This is a genomic window from Winogradskyella costae (assembly GCF_013403865.1).
In the GTDB taxonomy this organism is placed as follows: Bacteria; Bacteroidota; Bacteroidia; order Flavobacteriales; family Flavobacteriaceae; genus Winogradskyella; species Winogradskyella costae.
This window is the reverse complement of the sequence record NZ_JABFDK010000003.1, coordinates 55,032-77,829: the sequence shown is the minus strand read 5'-3', so window position 1 is coordinate 77,829 and position 22,798 is coordinate 55,032. Positions and strand designations below refer to the sequence as shown.

The following is a 22,798-nucleotide window of genomic DNA, read 5'->3' as shown; positions in this document are numbered from 1 at the left end:
TCATTATCTTTGTTTAAAACACTTATATGAGATTTTTTCTTTCCTTATTATCGCTCGTATTACTAAGCAGCTGCTATTCAATAGAACGAGATTGCACAGATTTTAAAACAGGCACTTTTGAGTTCACATACACTATAGATAGCATTGAACAAACCTCAAGATTTAAGCGCACTGAAAATTTCAACATTGATTACCACGAAGAAAAGGCGGATTCATCATCGATTAGATGGATTAATGATTGTGAATTCATATTAAAGAAATTAAACCCGACGACTAATTCCGAAAAAGAAGCTATCCACATGAAGATTTTATCTACTTCTGAAGATTCTTACACCTTTGAATACAAACTCACCGTTAAGCGACCTAACAGACCTTCACGAGTCGAAAAAGGTACCGCCACGAAAATAGAATAACACTATGCTCGACTTCTTGCTAACTTCCGATGCTATAATGGCATTGCTTACTTTAACGTTTTTAGAAATTATACTCGGTATCGATAACATTGTATTTATATCTATAGCCGCCAACAAATTACCCGAACATCAAAGAAGTAAAGCTACTCGAACAGGACTACTACTAGCACTAGTGCAGCGTATTATCTTATTATTTTTTGTTTCTTTTTTGGTTGGTCTTAGTAAACCTTTTTACACCATAGAAACCAACTGGTTATCTATAGGAATTAGCTGGCAAGCTATAATTTTATTTGCTGGAGGATTATTTTTAATTTACAAGAGTACCTCTGAAATCCGAGAAAAAGTAGAAAACCCATCTCATGATGAGGACCAAATAAAATCTAAACCCATTAAATCACTTGGCAACGCTATAATTCAAATTGTTATAATTGATTTTATTTTTTCAATCGACTCAATACTAACCGCTGTCGGAATGACAAACGGACTGCACCCTAACCATAATTACACCTTAGTATTAATGATTATCGCAGTAATGATTTCGATTGGTATAATGATTGGCTTTGCGAATCCGATTCGAAAATTCATAGACAAACACCCAAGCGTACAGATCCTAGGCCTCGCCTTCCTCATCTTAATTGGCTTTATGCTAATTACAGAAGCTGCACACCTATCAGATACTGAGTTTTTCGGACAGTCGGTTGGTGCAATACCCAAGGGTTACCTATATTTTGCAATAGCGTTTTCCTTATTTGTAGAATTCTTAAACTTTAAAGCAGTTAAAAAGAAATAATTACAGAACCATTACATTGCATTACAACACCTTAAAATAACGTCGGCTGCCCCGTAACATCTAAATCATCATCCTTAGAAGAATCATCAGATTGCGATACACTTTTAGATTCCGTACCACGATCAGCAACCTCCTCACCAATAACTTCTATCTCATTTGCAGAGACTTCAATAGGCGCTTCGTAAGGCAACGAATCCAATAAATTAATTTGGTTTATTTTATCTTTAGTCAGCTGATTTCCAAGAGCAGTAATTCCTTTTACTGAAATAAATTCTTCAAGGTTAACTTCCATATTTGGTTTACGATCTTTACCACGTTCTTTGGTAAATTCCACATCTACCATCGGCCTCCAATCGGTTGAAACAATCTCCAATTGAGAATCTGGATGATCCGAAATAAAATCCTCTTCCTTACCTTCTTGCTCTATTATAAAACGCTTTACATAATAGCGTTCTTTTTCCCCATCATAGTAAATAGCCGAAATTGGTTTTTTCGGAACCCACTTTTCCATAACAATCATATCACTATCAAAATGCGCTGTTAGTTCAGGAATAATAGTTTTTACAATTCCAGATTGATTAATAATTAGAAGTCTATCCTCTCCTCTAAATTCACCGATCAACCCGCCTCTATTATCAACGTTCAATCGCTGAACCGTATCATCAAACCAAATTCTTCGAGGCTTTAAAGTAGACACACCTTTCTCTTTCAACTCTACACGCTTAATAGCATATTTAGTAACAACATTACCTTTAGAGGCTCTACCCTTAATTAAAACGTCGGCAAAATCTAAATCCCATTTCAGTTTCTTTATACTACCAACTTGGCGCAACATAATAGTCACAACTTCTGCCTCCCCGTTAGGATTGGCTGAAAAATACCATAATGCAGACCCCTTACTTCCGTTAGTTAAATCATATTCGCGATCTCGGGTCATACTAGTTACAGCAAATCGTTTTACATACGAAGGACCACCTTTGCCGTCACGATAAATTAAATTATAAATAGTTCGCTTGTCTTTTTTCTTAAAAACAGCGACATGAATAATATTCTTCCCTATAAAGGTTTTAGTGTCTACCTTAGTCACCATCATAGTTCCCTGATTAGTAAACACTATAATATCATCGATATCACTACAATCACAAACATACTCATCGCGCTTTAAAGCTGTACCAATAAACCCTTCCTCTCGATTAACATAGAGCTTTGTATTCCTAATCACTACTTTAGTAGCATCTACGTCATCAAAAATTCTGATTTCTGTTTTGCGTTCTTTACCTTCTCCGTACTCTTTTTTCAATCTTTCAAAATACGCTATGGCATAGTCGATTAGGTTTGCTAAGTGATGTTTTACTTCAGCTATTTGATCTTCCAAAGCATCAATCTTTTGCTGTGCTTTATCGATATCAAACTTAGAAATACGCTTAATTCTAATCTCAGTTAAACGTGTAATATCCTCAACAGTGATAGCGCGCTTTAAATGTTTAATGTGCGGTTGCAATCCTCTATCAATGGCATCAATAACCCCATCCCAAGTTTCTTCTTCTTCAATATCGCGATAAATTCTTTTTTCGATAAAAATACGCTCTAGAGACGCAAAATGCCATTGCTCTTGGAACTCATCGAGTCGTATTTCTAATTCGCTCTTTAAAAGCTCTACGGTATTATCGGTAGATCGGCGAAGCATTTCAGTAACCCCAACAAAATAAGGTTTGTTGTCCTCAATTACACAACCCAAAGGAGAAATTGAGGTCTCACAACTTGTAAAAGCGTAAAGTGCATCAATCGTTTTATCTGGTGACAAACCTGCAGGCAAGTGGATTAAAATCTCTACTTCCGCAGCCGTGTTATCTTCTATTTTTTTTATTTTTATTTTGCCTTTATCGTTCGCTTTAAGAATAGAATCGATAAGCGAAGACGTTGTTGTACCGAACGGGATTTCGGTAATCATCAAGGTGTTTTTATCACGTTGTGAAATTAGCGCACGTACACGCACTTTTCCCCCACGTAAACCATCATTATAATTGGTGAAATCCGCTATACCCGCTGTTGGAAAATCTGGTAAAATCGTAAAGCGTTTTCCCTTTAAGTGTTTAATAGAAGCATCGATTAACTCAATAAAATTATGAGGTAAAATTTTTGTAGACAAACCAACGGCAATTCCCTCTCCTCCTTGCGCTAACAATAATGGGAACATTACCGGTAAATTAACTGGCTCTTTACGCCTACCATCATATGACGCTTGCCATTCTGTAATTTTAGGATTATAGACAACATCTAATGCAAACTTAGAAAGCCTTGCTTCAATATACCTTGAGGCCGCCGCACGGTCACCTGTTAAAATATTTCCCCAGTTACCCTGCGTGTCTATAAGCAAATCTTTCTGACCAATTTGCACCATAGCATCAGCAATACTAGCATCACCATGAGGATGGTATTGCATGGTATGCCCCACAATATTGGCTACTTTATTATAACGACCATCATCTAAATCCCTCATGGAGTGCATAATACGTCTCTGCACAGGTTTAAAACCATCTTCAATTGCTGGTACAGCACGTTCTAAAATTACATAAGATGCATAATCTAAGAACCATTCCTTATACATTCCGGTAACCTTAGTAATAGTCTCTTGGCTACCATTATCTTCGTTTAACAACTCCTCATGTTCTTCTATCATCTATCCAACTTTATGCTTTTATTTTCTTTTATAATCTTACGCAGAGATTGCCTAACATACTTCACTTTCTTATACTTTAGAAGCGTAATATTAAATCGCTCTTTCTCTATTTTCCCATTACTATGCGACACATAAATAACCAAACTTTTATAAAAGTAATAGTTGTGAATTTTATAACCCGATAATTTCCCTCTAGGAATTTCAATCTTGTTTTCTCTATAGTTTAAATAATCTGTAAGTATCAATCCGCTATTTGTAATTATAACTTGCGCACCATCGCTGTCATACTCAAAAAATCTTGCTATAAAATGCACAATCACTACAGCAACCAACAAACCTATTAATACGTAAAGCGAGCTTCCCTCAACTAAATTATAAGACCTAAATACCGTAGCTAACAAAATCGCCGCGATTATCAATATAAAATAAATAGAGATTATGGTGCTTTTTATTTCTCTGTTATCTGTTCTCATAATGTATCCTCAACAACATCAAGTTCAACTTTAAGATTGTCAATAATAAATTCTTGGCGCGTAGGTGTATTTTTACCCATATAAAAAGACAACAACTCCTCAATAGACATATCTTTATCTAACATTACCGGATCTAAACGAATATCTTCACCTATAAAATGCACAAATTCATCTGGAGAAATTTCCCCCAAACCCTTAAATCGTGTAATTTCTGGCTTAGGCTTTAATTTTTCCATAGCATGTCGACGTTCCTCTTCAGAATAACAATAGATGGTTTCCTTTTTATTTCGAACCCTAAATAACGGAGTTTGTAAAATATACAAATGACCATCTTTTATAACTTCCGGAAAAAACTGCAAGAAAAATGTAATTAACAACAAGCGAATATGCATACCATCCACATCGGCATCAGTTGCTATCACCACATTATTATAACGCAAATCCTCAAGAGACTCCTCAATGTTTAAAGCCGCCTGCAAAAGGTTAAATTCTTCATTTTCATAAACGATCTTCTTGCTTAAGCCATAGCAATTTAACGGTTTCCCTTTTAAACTAAAAACAGCTTGTGTATTTACATCGCGGGACTTTGTAATACTACCGGATGCTGAATCTCCCTCTGTTATAAATAAAGTCGATTCTAAATTTCGATCATGTTTAATATCCCCAAAATGCACACGGCAGTCACGTAGTTTTTTATTATGAAGACTTGCCTTCTTTGCTCTATCTTTTGCTAATTTTCGAATACCAGACAATTCCTTGCGTTCGCGTTCGGCCTGAAGGATTTTACGCTGAAGTTTTTCTGCTGAATCCGGATTTTTATGTAAAAAATTATCTAAATATGTTTTTACAAAATCATTGATATAAGTTCTAACCGTTGGCAACTCACCTCCCATATCCGTAGATCCTAATTTTGTTTTTGTCTGACTTTCAAAGACAGGCTCCATTACTTTAATAGCAATGGCGGTAACCACCGACTTCCTAATGTCCGAAGCTTCATAGCTTTTACCGTAAAATTCTCGAATAGTCTTAACAATAGCCTCTCTATAAGCTGCTAAATGCGTTCCTCCCTGAGTTGTATTTTGTCCATTAACAAATGAATGATATTCTTCGCTATATTGTGTTTTACTATGTGTTATGGCGACTTCGATATCTTCACCCTTTATGTGAATGATAGGATATAACATATCTGATTCATTTATGTTCTCAGACAGCAAATCCTTTAAGCCGTTTTCACTATAAAACTTTTCACCATTAAAAACAATAGTTAATCCTGGGTTTAAGTACACATAGTTTTTAAGCATCTTAACGACGTACTCGCTTCGATACTTATAATTTTTAAATATAATTTCATCTGGAATAAAAGACACTTTCGTTCCTTTTCTTCGGGATGTATCCTCTAACAACTCTTGATTGGTAAGATTCCCTTGCTCAAATTCTGCTGATGCCGATTTACTATCTCTGGTAGATTCAACTCTAAAATAAGAGGATAAGGCGTTTACAGCTTTTGTACCAACACCATTTAAACCTACAGATTTCTTAAAAGCCTTAGAATCATACTTTCCACCTGTATTCATCTTAGACACCACGTCTACCACTTTCCCTAGCGGAATACCACGACCGTAATCGCGAACGATAACGCGTTCACCTTGAATAGAAATTTCAATGGTCTTACCTGCTCCCATCACATATTCATCAATGGAATTGTCCAACACTTCTTTTAAAAGAATATAGATACCATCATCTGGAGATGAACCATCACCTAATTTACCGATATACATACCAGGTCGCATTCGGATGTGTTCTTTCCAATCGAGTGAGCGTATGTTATCTTCAGTATAATTAGTCTGTTCTGACATAAATTTGGGCGAATAGTTAGATGAAAGGCTAATATAAGATTATACCTTAAAACATGAAATAAGGAAGCCGTAAAGTAATTAACAAAACTGTATTAATATGTTGAGAACAGTGGAGTTTTTCTAAATTAACATCCAAAAGAGCTGCATTTGGAATTTTACAAATTAGTTTTAGCTATTTTTTTAATCAAAATGCTCGATTACTCTTTTTTATACAACGACATAAAAACACCCAACTGAGAATAACGTTTAACCAACTTCCAGTTGTTCATTATCTCATTTAACTCTTCGTCTTTAGTCTGGTTATCTATATTAGAAAGTAATATAAATTGATTAGTAGCTATATTGAATTTAGCATATCGATCCGCATCTTGTATATTTTTAAATTCCGAAAATTCGCGCTCATTTAACAAAATCCGTGTTCCTATTTCAGAAGGCGCAATACCCAAAGAATCGATATAACGCTCCATTTTAGCTTCAACTTTATAACTGCTTAAATACGCTAATGAACTATCCCAAGATTGTGATAGAGTTGCTGGGTAAATCCAAAAATGCCCCGTCAAAAACATAACCCCAATAACAACATACATTAAGGATTTTTTAGCAACATTATAATGCGTTATTAAATTAACGAGCAATATAGTTGCCAACAGATAACACACCATGAAATAACGATCACCGAACGGGTTAGAAAACGGAACCATTCCTAAGAAAAAGACAAAAGCGAACACAAAAAAAGCGATAGCAACCCTATCGATCTCAACACTTCTATCCGCTTTATCCTTTACATATTTAATTAAAAGAGGCAAAAGAAATACCACTACTATAAAACGTCCATATTCCAAAAAACTCTTAACATATACGATACTATTTATAAGCACTTGCTTTACCCCCACAGATTGCCGATGCGCATTATAGTTTTCATTCTGACTAATTAAAAACCAACCTAATTTTTCATATTGAAAATAACAAAATAAAGCAAAACTAAACACCGCTAACAAATAGCTTATCCACATAGATTTTGTGTTTTCTATTAATTTTAATCGACAATAAATAACATGAATTAAAGCTATAGATACAACTATGTAAATACCTCTGAGATTAGAAAATAACAAACCCACTAATGCTAAAGCAAATAGTATTTGCTTCGATTTTACAAGTGAATTCAGACCTAAAAATGTAAAAAACAACAAGAGCATATCGTTATTTAAACTTGTGGTTTGCGCCATAAACGTAGGCTCTAAACATACTAGCAAGATGGCAAATGCAGATACGGTTTTTAAAAAGTTAGTTTTACAAAATAATACTATTTGCCAAACGACACCGATATTAACAATTAACAATAATAAACGCGAAGACCAAAGGGCTTTCTCAAAAATGGTCCAAAAGATAGCCAATAAAGAAATCCACAAAGGTGGATGACCTGAGTTATATTCTGTAGGTACAATAAATTCAGAAAGACCATTAGTATAAATCCAACTGGCTCGAGACGATTTAGTAATAGCATCCCAAAAAAAAGGTGTGTGTTTTAGTAATAGAAACTCTATTACTAATACACACACCAAAAAAAATAGAATCTGTTTAAAGCTTATCTTTTTTAAATATCTTATCATTTATGCAAGTTACACATTAAACAAGAAATGCATTACATCTCCATCCTTAACGATATAGTTCTTCCCTTCTACTCGCATTTTACCTGCTTCTTTTACTTTAGCTTCACTTCCGTATTGCACATAATCGTCATAAGCAATAACTTCTGCTCTAATAAAACCTTTTTCAAAATCGGTATGAATAACACCTGCCGCTTGTGGACCTGTTGCACCAACGTTAACAGTCCAAGCTCTTACTTCTTTTACACCTGCAGTAAAATAGGTTTGTTGATTTAGCAATTTGTATGCTGAACGAATTAATTTTGCCGAACCCGGTTCTTCTAATCCAATATCAGCCAAAAACATCTGGCGTTCTTCGTAATCGTCTAATTCATTAATATCTGCTTCTGTACCTACGGCTAAAACTAAAACTTCTGCGTTTTCATCTTTAACAGCCTCTTTAACTTTATCCACATAAGCATTACCTGTATTTGCAGCTGTTTCATCAACATTACAAACATACATTACAGGCTTATCTGTAATAAATTGAGAAGGCACCACGTAATCTTCGTAATCTTCTTCAGAAAACTCTAAAGCTCTAACTGAAATACCAGCTTCTAAGTTTTCTTTAATTTTTAAAAGTACAGCCTCTTCTTTTTGAGCTTCTTTATTACCTGTTTTAGCAGCACGCTTCACTTTTTCTAACTTCTTATCTGCTGTTTCTAAATCTTTAAGTTGTAATTCCATATCGATGGTTTCCTTATCTCTAATAGGATCTACAGAACCATCAACATGAATAATATTTGGATCATCAAAACAACGTAACACATGCAAAATAGCATCCGTTTCTCTAATATTCGCTAAAAACTGGTTTCCCAAACCTTCGCCTTTACTTGCTCCTTTTACTAATCCAGCAATATCAACAATCTCTACGGTTGCTGGTAATACACGTTCTGGATTAACTAATTCCTCTAATTTTTGCAATCTTGGATCTGGCACATTTACCACACCAATATTTGGTTCTATTGTACAAAACGGAAAGTTAGCACTTTGCGCCTTTGCATTAGATAAACAGTTAAATAAGGTTGACTTCCCTACGTTTGGTAATCCTACTATTCCAGCTTTCATCGAAAAACTTGTTTTTCGTTCCCACCAAAGTGGGAAACTTGTTAATTTTTAATCGCAAATTTTGCGATTGCAAATGTAGGTAATTAGTAGAATAGTTAGGATAAAAGTTTTTGGAATAATTACACAGTATTTTTAGTATTACACTTATCATGCTTACTTATGAATTATAGATATGGAAAATTACGTGTTTGCGTGCGAGGATTTATCGCAGTAAAATTAAACACAGCAATCACCAAATAGCTTTGTTTGAGTACAACGCCAACAATTTTTTCATTTATGGTTGGCCAGCAGTTATGATTTCGTTACTGCTTTAAACTCCTTGTCCAATTCCCTAAGTCTGATAATTATTTTTTCCGTTTTGTTCTCATTAAAATACAATTTAAAAAGCGGTAAAATTTCATCTTTTCTTACTTTAAAATGAGTGGTTAAAAAGTCCTTTTCATTAATTTGTCTAAATATATTTTTCTTCACCTTCTTATATTGATGCCCAATAAGAAACATTTGTAATTTTTCTTAATCTTGAGAAGTCGCATATAATGTAACCCACAAAACATCATTCTTATTACAAACAGAAATTATCAGATTAGCAGAATAGCTTTTCCCCTCTATATTTTTAAACTCAGTTTCAAATTGTTTATAATCTACGCGCTTTTTTTTGTTGTTGTTCCCGAGCTATTTTCAGAGTTATATGGTGCGTAAATATTAAAACAATAGTTGTCGTCTTTTAATTCTTTTTTTAGTTTTCATTAAAAGAGCATAATCCAACAATTGACCATAGTATCACAAAGATTGTTTTGCTCACTTCTTATACTTCTTGTGTGTACTCCGGTTTGTTTTGGTTACTGTCAACAATAATCTCAATACACACGTAATAAGATTAGTAAATTAAAAATAACGAAATGATACACACTGCAACAATACACTTTTATTTACTCTCCTATATTATCACATCCCGTTTCAATACGTACTTTTTTATCAATTCTTGTATAGTTTATCAATTTTTCCTTGAAACTTAAATTGCCATAAAAGTCAATCATATATCTCTCTTTAAAAATTCCATTAGGAACATTTTTTTTACTTTTCCATTCTTGATAGGCTATTGGGATATAAAAAAGAGGTAAGTGAAACTTGGTCTCCTTATCAATGATATAAAATTCGGTAGAAAGTTTTTTTCTTTTTTCCTTTTTAGGCTTAATAGAAGTCAACTTATACCTACTGTATTCGGTTCTTTCGATTATTGTATCGGTTAAATTGACAAAATCATAATCTTTAATTAGATATTTAAACGAATTATGATAATCCCTAACATAATCACAATGAACAGTAATAAATTCCGAGTTATTAAAATCTGCTTTCAATAAATTAATGTTAAATGCTAAACCATTTTCGTCTTTAAAATCTATTTGATAATTCAAACTATCTATCTCAATAATAAGCGCTGAATAATTATTCTTTTTTGAATTTGTTAGATAAAATACTTTTTCAGTTTTTCCAACAGAATCTTCATATGTTGTAAATTCATACGCTATTAAATAATCGAAGTCATATTCTTTTTGAGACAAGCAGAATGATGAGATTAACAAAAAGACTATTAAAAATACTGATTTTGGTTTCATAAATAATTTACAACTTTTAAAACTAAGAATTTATTTCAGCGACTACTAAAAGTCATTAATATAGTTTTTTAGACGTTCAATTACAATAAATCATCTTACAAAAAAAAAAAAAAAAAAAAAGATCCCAAGCCATAGACTCAGGATTTTAAAATAGCGACATTACCCGTTTGGCGTTAACGGTAAACAAACGCCTAGCGTAATATAACCTATGCCTGTGTTACGTTTTTAAAGGTCGGAGAGTTTTCTGTAATACTCCCAATGCCTTTTTTATTCACCTTAAAAACAACATCTTTTTCAGTAGTAAATAGTAGCACCGATAAAAAGGAATTTTTTAAATGTGATTTTATAATATCTAGTGACGCGTTTAAAGTAAGTTCTTCTTCAATATCTTCCATTTCCCTTGGCCTAAAACTGTATTTGAGCATGACTTTAAATTCACCATCTCCATAAATTGGCCTAATGAATATATTTTTCAACTCTGGTTTTCCAATAGTTTTAGCCATCGTTAATTTAGCAAAAGTACCTTTGCTAATACTTTCTTTTACTTGTTCCCAAAAAACAATAAAATCTTCTTGGTATGTCATAAACTTAAAATATATAATAAAATCAATTGTGCATTTACATTTACTCGCGCTCTAATAGTTTTTTTGAAACTTTATAAGTCGCAGAGTAAACCAATCCTTCTTGTCGTTTTTTAAGATCTGAAAATGCCTTTGTGTACCATTTTGGATCTGTGGCCTTCTTTTTATAATCGTCATGATTAGCAACATCAAATACCTCTCCTTCTAATAAAGGTTCAATCTTATAGATACTAAGACCAAAATGCTCTGCCCTTTTAAGGACCGTTGCAAAATCGGATTCTGAAAAATTATGAATAGACGTATCATCGCTATCGTTTACATTTTTCAAATCAATAAATATATTTTTTTCTAAAAATTCAGTTTGTGTCATAGTAATTGGTCATTATATTTAATAACTCGGCTAATTAGTAATACCAAGTAAAGTGCGAAGTTAATTCTTCCTTTCTATAATTTAGTCTTCGGGAAGATAAATATCAAAAATGGCACCATTATTAAACTCACTTCGAGCAGCAATAAACCCATCATGATTCTCTATGATACGCTTTACAATAGCCAACCCGATACCAGTACCAGAATAATCTTCCTTACTGTGCAGACGTTGAAATACTTCAAATATTTTTTCGTGGTATTGTTGTTCAAAGCCAATACCATTATCAGAGAAACGTATATGACAATAGGTGCGATCATTATTTAAAGCCGAAATGCCTGTTGACTTCCCTTTTAACATTTCACAACTAATTTTAATAATAATCGACGTTCCTTCTTTAGAAAATTTAATAGAATTACTGACTAAATTAAGGATGACTTGCTGAAATTGTACAGGAATAATTCGAACATCACATATATTTTCTAATTTAAAAACTACCTTTTTCTCCTCCAGCTCTTCACTTAAGGTTTCCTTAGTATCATCGATAATGTCTTGAAGATTATAAACTTCGAAGGTGCTTTCTTGAACATTGGTTCTAGAATAGGCTATTAAATCTTGAATTAAAGTTTGCATGCGGTAGGCAGAGGTCTGCATTCTTGAAAAATAATTCTTCGCACTGTCCGACAATCGATCTAATTCCTTTTCTTTAATCCGCGAAGCAAAGGTTTGTATTTTTCGTAATGGCTCTTGCAAATCATGACTAGATATATACACAAATGACTGCAACTCCTTATTCATTTTTTCTAAGTCCAAATTTTTATTTTCCAGCTCATTGGTTCTGCGTTTCACCATATTTTCAAGCTTGGTTGTAAACACCTTTTGCTCCTGAATATCCGTACTACTTCCCACCCATCGCTTAATCACACCATTAGCATCCTTCTGAGGTGTAGCTCTACTTAACTGCCAACGGTATTCGCCAGTATGCTTTCGAAACCGATGTTCTAATAAAAAATCTTTTCCAGTGCTAATAGATGCGTTCCACAATTTAATATTTTCTTCCCTATCATCTGGGTGAACAATCTGTAACCATCCATCATTCGTAATTTTTTGTAACGCTAAGCCGGAAAAATCATAAACTGCCTGGTTAAAATAATTAAGGTTTCCCTCAGGGTCCGACGTCCATATAAATTGCGGCATAGAGTCTGCTAACAATCGGAATTTTTCTTCGCGCTCTAATAATTGTTCATGATAATGCTGTTCTTCTGTAATATCTCTTACAGTACCTAACATACGTTCAGGCTCATTATTTTCATCATAATAGACTTTCCCTTTTACATCTTTCCAATGTATGGTTTGATCTTCCCAAATAGTTCTAATTTGATAATGTAATATACCTGCTTTAAAAGCGTTTTTGAAGGCCTCTGCTCTCAGTTGAAGATCATCCGGATGCACATGAGACATTAACTTTTCTTGAGTTAAAATATCTGTATGCGAAAAACCTAAAATATCATAGTAACGGTCTGAAGCTTCCATGTTTTGCGTTTTAAGATTTAGATCCCATATACCGAGATCGCTAGCTTCTATAATAAGTTTTAATTTTTCTTCATTTTCCTCTATAATAAGTTTTGCTAATACAGTTGCTGTTACTTCTGTAGCTACAACCATAATACCAGTAATATTATTATTTTCCATTAATGGTTGATAAACAAAATTGAAATAACTAAGATCTGTCTTACCATGTCGGTTTAAATTAACAGGAAATTCGTAACCATAAAAAGCATGTCCTGTTTTATAGATATCTTCAATTACAGGAGCTATAACTTCTTTAACTTCAGGCAAAGATTCAAAAAGGGGTCTTCCAACAAACTCATCCTTAGTTCTATCCACAATTTGCAAATAGTTTTCATTTGCCATCTCTATAATATTTTCACTACCTCTAACAATTACAATACCAAGTGGTGCTTGCATTACAGCTTCCCTAAAACGCTTTTCGCTCTCCTCTACTTTCTGTTTCGCTTCATGCAACTCAGTAACTTCCGCAGCTGTGTTCATAACAGCATAGGTTTTATTATTGACATCTAATAATGGTGAAAAGCTATAATTATAATAATAAGGTTTTAATTCACCTTCTTTTTGAATCATTACCTTTTGGTTTACAGCATGAAATGAAACACCTGTTTTTAAAACCTCCCTTAATTGATTAAAAATTTCTTGATTATCAAATTCTGGCAGAATATCAGTATACAATTTTCCAACAACATCATTTCCTTTTCCCCATCCATCTATCATAGATTGATTAGCAAGCGTTATCCGCATTTCTTCTCCAACAAAAACTCCAATCGGAAATGGTGCGCTTTCTACTAATGCTCTTATGCTTTGCTCGCTTTCTTCAATTTTTTTTCTAGCTTCTACTTGCGTTGTTATATCGTTTGCAATGGTCATAATGCCATCAATATCTCCTTGAGCATCATACAACGGCTCGTAAGAAAAGTTAACATATAACGTTTCTAAAGTTCCATTTCTAAAGAGTTGTACAGCATGCTCTGGCGTAGAAAAACTTATCCCTGTGCTGGTTACATTGTCCATCAATTCTTTAATACCTTGACTTTTGAGTTCAGGCATCGCCTCAAAAACAGGCTTGTTAAGCATTTCTTCTTTAGGCCTTCCCCATAATTCTAAGGCATACTTATTGGCAATCTCAATCTTATAGTCAACTCCCTTTAAAATTGCAATAGCTATAGGTGCCTGAAGAATCATTAATCTAAGACTACGTTCACTTTCTTCTATTTTCTTTCTCGCTAATACACGATTGGTGACATCTTCCACGGTTCCTGTTAATCGATATGCAATTTTTTCTTCATTAAACCAAGCTTTACCTTTAGCGTGTACAATCGTTTCTTTTTTAGTAAGTTCGTTTATAATAGTATATTCTACATCGTAATGACCACCCGAAGTATAATCCAAAACAGCCAAAATAGCGTTAGAGACACGATCTTTATCCTTTTTTGAAATAACATCTAGAGCCGATGAAAGTTCAATGTGTTCTTTTTGAGCCAAACCAAACCATTCTTTTAATCGTGTATTACAAGAAAATTTATTGGTAAGCGGATTATAATCGTAGGTAGCTAGTTGTGCTGCTTCAATTACAAATTCGAGTTCATCTTTACTGTTCTCTAAATCATCTTCAGCCTTCTTTTTATTTATCGTTTCAATAGCGGTTACCAAAACTCCACCGACCTCACCAGACTCTAATCGTATAGGGCTGTAAGAAAAATCGAAATAAAAATTTTCAACCTTACCATTTCTATTTAATGGCAGCATAAAATTAGGTAAACGAACTGACCCACCAGCCATTGCCCCATCGAAGGACGAAGCCACCCTATTCCAAACTTCAGAAAAAGTTTCTCCTGAGCTGTCACCCAATGCTTTTGGATGTTTAGTAGCACCTATAATAGGGATATAGGCATCATTGTAAATCTGAGTCAACTCTTTGCCCCAAGCAATGCACATACCAAATGGGCTATCTAACAGTACATTTACCATTGTTTTTAAAGGCTGAGGCCAATTTTTAGGATCACCAAGAGGCGTTTTACTCCAATTTTTTGCCCTTATGAGATGGCCCATTTCTCCTCCTCCTTGTAAAAATATATGCTTGTCGATTTTAATACTCATGTAATAATTAAGGTTGTATAATAAAATTGTCTCTAGACCGTGTCTCTAAATTAGCGGTAGAAAATAATGTAATCGCCTTTTCCACTACCTTTTTTATATTAGCGAATTCTCCTGGCTTTTGAATATAATAATTTGCCCCCATATCATAAAGGCAATCAACCACAGCTCTATCCAAGGAAGTAGAATAAATAATAATTGGTATATCCTTTAATGCAGTAATCGCCTTTATCTCCACCATACATTCCATGCCCGATTTTCTAGGCATATTGAGATCTAAAAATATTAAATTAGGGTGATTAAAAGGTGTTGCCAGCAGAAAATTCATTAACTCAACTCCGTCATTCAATACCGAAAGTGTTAATTCACCTATTTCATCAATGGCTTCTTTAAAAAAGTCGCAATCATCGATATCATCATCTGCAATTAAAAGGTGAAGGTTGGTTTTTTTCATTTAGTAAAATTATAGGGAATTTATTTGCTAATAATGTATAATTTGAACGCTGTTGCATCTGTAATAAAAAAAATTAGTAAAAATAGGTTTCCTAGCTCAAATACTCATTAAAAATTATGATGCTAAAACCCATTTCGAATTCGTGATAATTATATAAACAATGGGCAATTTAAGATACGTATTAGTTTGAAGACTAAAATAATAATAAAATTTAAATTATACGATTTAATATTTATTCTATAATCGTTGAAAAAAACCACAGGCCTTAGCATACACGGGAAATTCGCAGATAAATTTAAGCATAAAATTTTATTGTTGTTTTTAACGAGATGACATTCAGCCGAAACAGAGAACAAACTATGTAAACTGACTTTTTTAATTAACACTTAAAATTTCAAGTTTTAAAATGGAAAAAACAAAGGAAAAATTTAGGGTTTATTTCAGAAACACCTATCATTAATAACATTCTTCATTATAGAAACTATGCTTTATAAATAATCTTAAAGCCGACTTGCTGTCGGTTGAAACGCTACAACCCTAAAAGCATTATCCTAATTTTATAAATCAAAATTATAAAAATCATGGAGCTTCTTCAGCGTATATAGAAAGAAGTCCAACTGATGAATTTATTAAAGTTTAAGAGTAAGTATTCTTAGAACTAATACGATTGCTTTAGTTCCGATTTTAAACTTTATTTAATTGCTCTCGTATTAGCTCTCAAACTTTCAAGTGAAATAATTTCTGCTTGATATCGACACACAAAACACTATCGGCGAAACCCTCTGTATTAAAAGATAAAAAAATCCTCTTTTTTAAATATGATGTTACAAACTCTTTTTTATAAATACATTTCACATGCATATCTTTTAAATTTTAATTATCTAACGTATTAATATAATATGCGATAGAGCAAATCGATTTAATTAGTGTTCTTTATTTTAGAGAAATATTAGAAGCCACTTGAGGTCTATAAATTAAAATAAAGAAAATGGAGTTCTTCAAAAAAATAAAGCACATCACCCATCTAATGAAACAAATAGATTTTAAGGAATTAGGCGAAATTTCTAAAAAAATAGATTTACCTAAAATTATGAAATCCGTTGGTGAGTTAGACGACAATCAACTCAAAGGATTAATGAAAATGCTGACCGAAAAAGCAAAAAAAGGTCAACACCAATTACCGCCGATTGATGGTGATTTTTATGACTACGATTTAAAACTGAATCAAGAACAACGTGCCATACAAATGAAAGTCCGTAGGTTTATGGAGACGGAAATTGAACCTATAGCTAATGACTATTGGAATAGAGCAGAATTTCCTATGGATATCATTCCAAAAATGGCACAATTAAATATTTGTGGTGTGGCTTATGAAGGCTACGGCTGCCCTAACCTACCTTTTATAATGGAGGGTATTATTGCTGAGGAGTTGGCCCGCGTCGATGTATCAATCTCTACATTTTTTGGCGTACATAGTGGATTAGCGATGGGCTCAATCTATCTCTGCGGAAGTGAAGAACAAAAGCAAGAATGGTTACCTAAAATGCAAAACATGGAGCTAATTGGCGCTTTTGGATTAACAGAACCGAATGTAGGAAGCGGTGTTGCCGGAGGAATGGAAACTACCTGCCAAAAAAATGGCGATGAATGGGTGTTAAATGGTCAAAAAAAATGGATCGGAAACGCCACCTTTGCAGATGTTATTATTATTTGGGCAAGAGATGTCGATGATAATCAGGCCAAAGGGTTTTTATTGCGAAAAGGAAACCCTGGTTATAAAGCAAAGAAAATTGAAAACAAAATGGCTTTACGTACCGTACAAAATGCGTTAATAACCATCACCGATTGCAAAATTCCAGAAAGTGACCGTTTACAGAAGGCAAATTCTTTCAGAGACACCGCTAAAGTATTACGAATGACCCGCGCTGGTGTTGCTTGGCAAGCCTTAGGTTGTGCAAGAGGTGCTTATGAGAGCGCTTTAAAATACACCAAGAAACGTGAACAATTCGGAAAGCCCATTGCAAAATTTCAATTGATTCAAAATCATTTAGTGGAAATGCTAGCTAATCTCACTGCTATGAAAGCCATGGTTTATAGACTTTCAGAATTACAAGATCAAGGTTTGCTTACAGACGAACATGCGTCACTTGCTAAAGTCTTCTGTTCCATGCGCACTAGAGACGTTGTAAGTCGCGCAAGAGAAGTTATGGGTGGCAATGGTATACTTTTAGAATATGACGTTGCCCGCTTTGTTGCTGATGCAGAAGCCATATACTCCTATGAAGGAACCAAAGAAATTAATACTTTAATAGTCGGTAGAGCTATTACAGGTTATAGTGCCTTTGTTTAATACAACACGTCATAATATCTTACATTTCATGTTTAAACCTAAAAATCCTGAGCGAAAGACTCAGGATTTTTAATATCTAATATATTAAAACGATTAATGCCCGTCAGGATGCATAAAACGTTGCTTCCCCAATAATTGCTCCTCAGTTTCCACATGGTCTTCATCTGGTACACAGCAATCTACAGGGCAAACAGCAGCACATTGCGGCTCTTCATGGAAACCCATACATTCTGTACACTTATCAGGAGATATGTAATACACTTCATCGCTTATAGGCTCTTGTGTTTCCTCCGCGTCTACCTCCTTACCATTTGGAAGGACTACTTTGCCTTCTAAACTGGTACCATCAGCATAACGCCAATCATCAGCACCTTCGTAAATAGCAGTATTTGGACATTCTGGCTCACAAGCTCCACAATTAATACATTCGTCTGTGATTATTATTGCCATAGTAATTTCTATTTTATTATTTAACTTTTAAATGAGTCTTGTTAATTCTGATAAAATTCATTTATTATCAAAATCAAACCTTTTCTCGCTCACTTGCTTTGCTTAAATTTGCAATTGCAAAAATAAAGCCAAAACATCGCATAACCAAACCCATTATGGATTTAGAACAAAGAATTAACGCATTTGTAAAATTAGGCGACTTTTTAAATCAATTTCAACAAAATGAAAGCATAAGAAATGAAAATGTAGAAGCCAATAAATTATTTTATGACGGTTTTAAACACCAATTAAAATTAGCAGAAGAACATAATGGTTGGTTTACAAAACAAAATATCGCTTTCACTCTAAAAAATTGGTCTAAAGCATTAACTGACAAAAACATTAACCAGTGGATAAGTAAGTATGACTTTAAGAATACGAACCCACAGACGGTTGCCATAATTATGGCAGGGAATATTCCTTTAGTTGGTTTTCATGACTTTGTAAGCGTACTTATCTCTGGTCATAGTGTTCTCGTAAAACAGTCATCTAACGACAAACATTTACTTCCTTTCTTAGCTAAATATTTAGAGGCTGTAGAACCTAACTTTAAGGGCAAAATCAAATTTACTGAAGAAAAACTAGAAAACTTTGATGCCGTTATTGCCACAGGAAGCGATAATACAGCGCGCTATTTTGAATACTATTTTAAAAACAAGCCCTCTATAATTAGAAAGAACAGGAACTCCGTTGCAGTATTAACTGGTAACGAAACCAAAGAAGAACTAGAAGCCTTATCTGATGACATCTTTAGATATTATGGTTTAGGCTGCAGAAATGTATCTAAATTCTTTATACCAAACGATTATAATTTTGATGCGTTTTTTAATGCCGTGTACAAATGGCATTCTATTATTGACGGTTCAAAGTATGCTAATAATTACGACTATAATAAAGCGGTTTATTTAATGAGTGAGTTTCAAATGTTAGAAAATGGTTTTTTAATGATAAAAGAAGACCAAAGCTACTCCTCACCTATAGCGACGTTATTTTATGAAAAATATAATAACATCGAAGAATTACAACAAAAATTAGGCACAGATTCCGACAAAATACAATGTATCGTTGCTAATGGGTTTACTGAAGGCGAAATTACTTTTGGAGAAACTCAAAACCCACAACTTTGGGATTATGCAGATAATGTAGATACCGTTGATTTCTTGCTAAAAATATAGCCTAAAAATTATCATTTTCATAACATTTTTTAGGCAATTAATTAGCACCTTTGTATCTGTTTAAAAATAATAGATTCAAGATAAATTTGTTAAAATCTTGAATTAAATTCAGAATAAAATGAAAAAACACAATTTTAGTGCAGGTCCATGTGTACTACCAAAATCGGTAATGGAGCAAGCAGCAGCAGCAGTTTTAAACTTTGACGATGGGCTATCGCTTTTAGAGATTTCTCACCGCAGCAAACCTTTTGTTGATGTTATGGAAAATGCACGATCCTTAGCTTTAGAGTTGTTAGGACTTGAGGGTAAGGGTTATAAGGCGTTATTTCTTCAAGGTGGTGCTAGTACACAATTCTTAATGGTTGCTTTAAACTTATTAGAAAAAAGAGCAGGCTATTTAAACACTGGTACTTGGGCGGATAAAGCGATTAAAGAAGCTAAAATCTATGATGATATTTACGAAATAGGATCGTCTAAAAGCGCCAACTACAATTACATTCCTAAGGGTTACGATATTCCAGAGGATTACGATTATTTTCACTGTACATCAAACAATACTATTTTCGGAACTCAGATGAAGAGTTTTCCAAACTCGCCAATTCCTATGGTATGTGATATGAGTAGTGATATTTTTTCACGTCAGTTAGATTTTTCAAAATTTGATTTGATTTATGCTGGAGCTCAAAAAAATATGGGACCTGCAGGAACAACTCTAGTGGTTATAAAGGAAGATATTTTAGGAAAAGTATCTCGTAAAATTCCTTCAATGATGAATTACAAAGAACACATCAGTAAAGGCAGTATGTTTAACACACCTCCTGTATTTGCCGTTTATGTTTCTATGCTAACTTTAGAATGGTTAAAGAATTTAGGAGGTATCAAAGCTATTGAAGAGGAAAATGAAAAGAAAGCGAGATTAATCTATTCTGAAATTGATTTGAATCCTTTATTTAAAGGATACTCAGTTAAAGAAGATCGTTCTATTATGAATGCAACTTTCACTTTAGAAAATGAAAATCTAAAGGAAACGTTTGAATCAATGGTTAAGGAAGCTGGTATTAATGGTATCAATGGACATAGAAGTGTTGGAGGTTATAGAGCATCAATGTATAACGCCTTGTCTTTAGATAGCGTAAAAGCATTAGTTGAAGTTATGAGCGAGTTAGAGAGTAAGGCTTAAATTTTAGGGCTCAGTAAACCCTACATAATGCTTACTCAGACGCCGTAAAAAGAGCGTTAAAAAAATAAATTAATTTAATATTAACTATAAAATTACCCGAATCAATTCTCTTTCGCCAAGAAAGAGTTAGGGATAGGAATATGAAAGTATTAGCAAACGACGGAGTTTCTCAAAGTGGAATTAATGCATTAGAAGCAGCTGGTTACGAAGTCATCACAACAACAGTTGCACAAGAACAACTAGAAAACTACATTAATGAGAACAACATCGATGTCCTTCTAGTAAGAAGTGCAACAACAGTAAGAAAAGATTTAATAGACAACTGCCCTAACCTAAAAATCATAGGTCGTGGTGGAGTTGGTATGGATAATATTGATGTAGATTATGCACGTAGTAAAGGATTAAATGTTATTAACACCCCTGCTGCCTCTTCTCATTCGGTAGCAGAATTAGTATTTGGACATTTCTATGGCCTAGCACGTTATTTACATAATTCTAATCGTGATATGCCATTAGAAGGAGATTCTAAATTTAAAAATTTAAAAAAGGCCTACGCTAAAGGAACCGAACTTAAAGGTAAAACTTTAGGTGTTTTAGGTTTTGGACGTATAGGTCAGGCTACAGCTAAAGTAGCTATTGGTGCCGGAATGAAAGTTGTTGCTTTTGATCCCTTTTTAGAAAAAGCGAATTTAGAATTAGATTTTTTCGATGGTCAGAAATTAAATTTTGAAATCGAAACCATTTCAAAAGAAGACGTTTTAAAACAAGCAGATTTTTTAACACTTCACGTACCAGCACAGAAAGACTATGTTATTGACGAAGCAGAATTCAAACAAATGAAAGATGGTGTTATTATCGCTAATGCTGCACGTGGTGGAGTTGTTAACGAAATAGCGTTAGTTCAAGCGATTCAAAGCGGAAAAGTTTCTAGAGCAGCTTTAGATGTTTTTGAGAAAGAACCACAACCAGAAATTCAATTGTTAATGAATCCGGCATTATCATTAACGCCTCACACAGGTGCAGCAACTAATGAAGCGCAAGATAGAATTGGTACTGAATTAGCTGAGCAAATCATAACTATTTTAGGTTAACATAAAAATGTGACCAAATCAAATAAAATGAGTCCTACTATTGTGGGACTTTTTTTTGTACCTTGAAATGATATTTTTTTAACCTTTAATTATATAACAAAATGGCAGGAATTTTAGACTTATTAAACAGTGATATCGGAAAATCAATTATTAGTGGTGTTTCTGGTTCTACAGGAACGGATCAAGATAAAACAAGTAGCGTATTAACAATGGCGTTACCTGTATTGATGAAAGCAATGGAGCGCAATGCTTCTACTCCAGAAGGAGCAGCAGGACTTATGAGCGCTTTAAGCAGTAAGCACGATGGTAGTATTTTAGATAACCTTGGAGGTTTATTTGGCGGTGGTGTTGATGATAATGTAAAAAATGATGGTGCTAAAATTCTTAGTCATGTATTGGGAAGTAAACAACAAGGTGTAGAACAAGTCATTGGTCAGAAAGCAGGCTTAGATGCCAGTTCTGTAGCAAATATTCTAAAAGTAGCAGCTCCGATTTTAATGGGGGTTTTAGGAAAACAAGCAAGCGAAAGTAATGCAAGTTCTCAATCGGACATCAGCGGCCTTCTAGGAGGTTTACTTGGTGGCAGCAGCACACAAAACGAACAAAGTTTCTTAGAAAAAATATTAGATGCAGATGGTGACGGAAGCGTTATTGATGATGTAGCAGGAATGGTTCTAGGAGGCAGCAAGAGTTCTGGCGGAATTGGAGGTCTTTTAGGAGGCATGTTTGGTAAATAAAATTCTTTACATATAAATTAAAGCAGTTCGTTACAACGAACTGCTTTTTTTGTTTTTACAATCTACACTTTCAAAATTGATAGCTTAACACATTCAAAAGGTTAGTTAACTTAGTTTAGCTTGTAATACATATACATCTGCTGTTACTTTGCGCTGTTAAATC

At 33.8% G+C, this 22,798-nt stretch carries 18 protein-coding genes; 7 read left to right on the top strand and 11 right to left on the bottom strand.

Going from position 1 to position 22,798, the window contains the following annotated elements; genetic code table 11:
• Positions 1–26: 26 nt before the first annotated feature.
• Positions 27–413 carry a hypothetical protein gene (locus tag HM986_RS09150; protein WP_179334788.1) on the top strand — a complete coding sequence of 129 codons (387 nt, stop codon included), beginning with the start codon at positions 27–29 and terminating at the stop codon, positions 411–413.
• Positions 414–417: 4 nt separating this feature from the next.
• On the top strand, positions 418–1,203 hold the full coding sequence (locus tag HM986_RS09145) for a TerC family protein (protein ID WP_179334787.1): 786 nt from the start codon (positions 418–420) through the stop codon (positions 1,201–1,203).
• A gap of 31 nt (positions 1,204–1,234) precedes the next feature.
• Here the strand turns inward: HM986_RS09145 and HM986_RS09140 are convergent, their stop codons facing one another.
• The 10 genes from HM986_RS09140 to HM986_RS09095 form a co-directional block, all read right to left on the bottom strand.
• Positions 1,235–3,883 carry a DNA gyrase/topoisomerase IV subunit A gene (locus HM986_RS09140; protein WP_179334786.1) on the bottom strand — a complete coding sequence of 883 codons (2,649 nt, stop codon included), beginning with the start codon at positions 3,881–3,883 and terminating at the stop codon, positions 1,235–1,237.
• Positions 3,880–4,356: a hypothetical protein gene (locus tag HM986_RS09135; RefSeq protein ID WP_179334785.1), complete on the bottom strand. Its 477-nt coding sequence runs from the start codon at positions 4,354–4,356 to the stop codon at positions 3,880–3,882. The genes HM986_RS09140 and HM986_RS09135 overlap by 4 nt, the downstream gene beginning before the upstream one ends.
• A complete protein-coding gene (locus tag HM986_RS09130) occupies positions 4,353–6,212 on the bottom strand; it encodes a DNA topoisomerase IV subunit B (RefSeq protein ID WP_179334784.1) in 1,860 nt (619 codons plus the stop codon). Before HM986_RS09130 ends, HM986_RS09135 begins: the two co-directional genes overlap by 4 nt.
• A 197-nt stretch (positions 6,213–6,409) precedes the next feature.
• Positions 6,410–7,822 carry a hypothetical protein gene (locus HM986_RS09125; RefSeq protein WP_179334783.1) on the bottom strand — a complete coding sequence of 471 codons (1,413 nt, stop codon included), beginning with the start codon at positions 7,820–7,822 and terminating at the stop codon, positions 6,410–6,412.
• A 9-nt stretch (positions 7,823–7,831) separates the two neighbouring features.
• Positions 7,832–8,926, bottom strand: coding sequence for a redox-regulated ATPase YchF (gene ychF / locus HM986_RS09120; RefSeq protein WP_179334782.1), 1,095 nt, complete (start codon positions 8,924–8,926; stop codon positions 7,832–7,834).
• Positions 8,927–9,855: 929 nt separating this feature from the next.
• Positions 9,856–10,542, bottom strand: coding sequence for a hypothetical protein (locus HM986_RS09115; RefSeq protein ID WP_179334781.1), 687 nt, complete (start codon positions 10,540–10,542; stop codon positions 9,856–9,858).
• Between the two features lie 206 nt (positions 10,543–10,748).
• On the bottom strand, positions 10,749–11,126 hold the full coding sequence (locus HM986_RS09110; protein ID WP_179334780.1) for a hypothetical protein: 378 nt from the start codon (positions 11,124–11,126) through the stop codon (positions 10,749–10,751).
• 40 nt (positions 11,127–11,166) lie between these two features.
• Entirely contained in the window at positions 11,167–11,493 is a 327-nt protein-coding gene (locus tag HM986_RS09105) for a hypothetical protein (RefSeq protein WP_179334779.1), read from the bottom strand.
• Between the two features lie 81 nt (positions 11,494–11,574).
• On the bottom strand, positions 11,575–15,162 hold the full coding sequence (locus tag HM986_RS09100; protein ID WP_179334778.1) for a PAS domain S-box protein: 3,588 nt from the start codon (positions 15,160–15,162) through the stop codon (positions 11,575–11,577).
• A 7-nt stretch (positions 15,163–15,169) separates the two neighbouring features.
• Positions 15,170–15,613 carry a response regulator gene (locus tag HM986_RS09095; protein ID WP_179334777.1) on the bottom strand — a complete coding sequence of 148 codons (444 nt, stop codon included), beginning with the start codon at positions 15,611–15,613 and terminating at the stop codon, positions 15,170–15,172.
• A gap of 988 nt (positions 15,614–16,601) precedes the next feature.
• Here HM986_RS09095 and HM986_RS09090 point away from each other — a divergent pair.
• Positions 16,602–17,963 (top strand): acyl-CoA dehydrogenase family protein, encoded by a 1,362-nt coding sequence (locus tag HM986_RS09090; protein WP_179334776.1) that lies wholly within the window; start codon positions 16,602–16,604, stop codon positions 17,961–17,963.
• Between the two features lie 93 nt (positions 17,964–18,056).
• Here HM986_RS09090 and HM986_RS09085 read toward each other — a convergent pair whose 3' ends face one another.
• On the bottom strand, positions 18,057–18,413 hold the full coding sequence (locus HM986_RS09085) for a 4Fe-4S dicluster domain-containing protein (RefSeq protein WP_179334775.1): 357 nt from the start codon (positions 18,411–18,413) through the stop codon (positions 18,057–18,059).
• Positions 18,414–18,568: 155 nt separating this feature from the next.
• On the opposite strand from HM986_RS09085, the gene HM986_RS09080 reads away from it, so the two are divergent.
• The 4 genes from HM986_RS09080 to HM986_RS09065 all read left to right on the top strand — a co-directional run bounded on the left by HM986_RS09080 (position 18,569) and on the right by HM986_RS09065 (position 22,635).
• Entirely contained in the window at positions 18,569–19,627 is a 1,059-nt protein-coding gene (locus HM986_RS09080; RefSeq protein ID WP_179334774.1) for an acyl-CoA reductase, read from the top strand.
• 118 nt (positions 19,628–19,745) lie between these two features.
• Entirely contained in the window at positions 19,746–20,807 is a 1,062-nt protein-coding gene (serC, locus tag HM986_RS09075; protein ID WP_092467520.1) for a 3-phosphoserine/phosphohydroxythreonine transaminase, read from the top strand.
• 140 nt (positions 20,808–20,947) lie between these two features.
• Positions 20,948–21,898 carry a D-2-hydroxyacid dehydrogenase gene (locus tag HM986_RS09070; RefSeq protein WP_179334773.1) on the top strand — a complete coding sequence of 317 codons (951 nt, stop codon included), beginning with the start codon at positions 20,948–20,950 and terminating at the stop codon, positions 21,896–21,898.
• A gap of 101 nt (positions 21,899–21,999) precedes the next feature.
• Positions 22,000–22,635 carry a DUF937 domain-containing protein gene (locus HM986_RS09065; protein ID WP_179334772.1) on the top strand — a complete coding sequence of 212 codons (636 nt, stop codon included), beginning with the start codon at positions 22,000–22,002 and terminating at the stop codon, positions 22,633–22,635.
• The last annotated feature ends 163 nt before the right edge of the window (positions 22,636–22,798 follow it).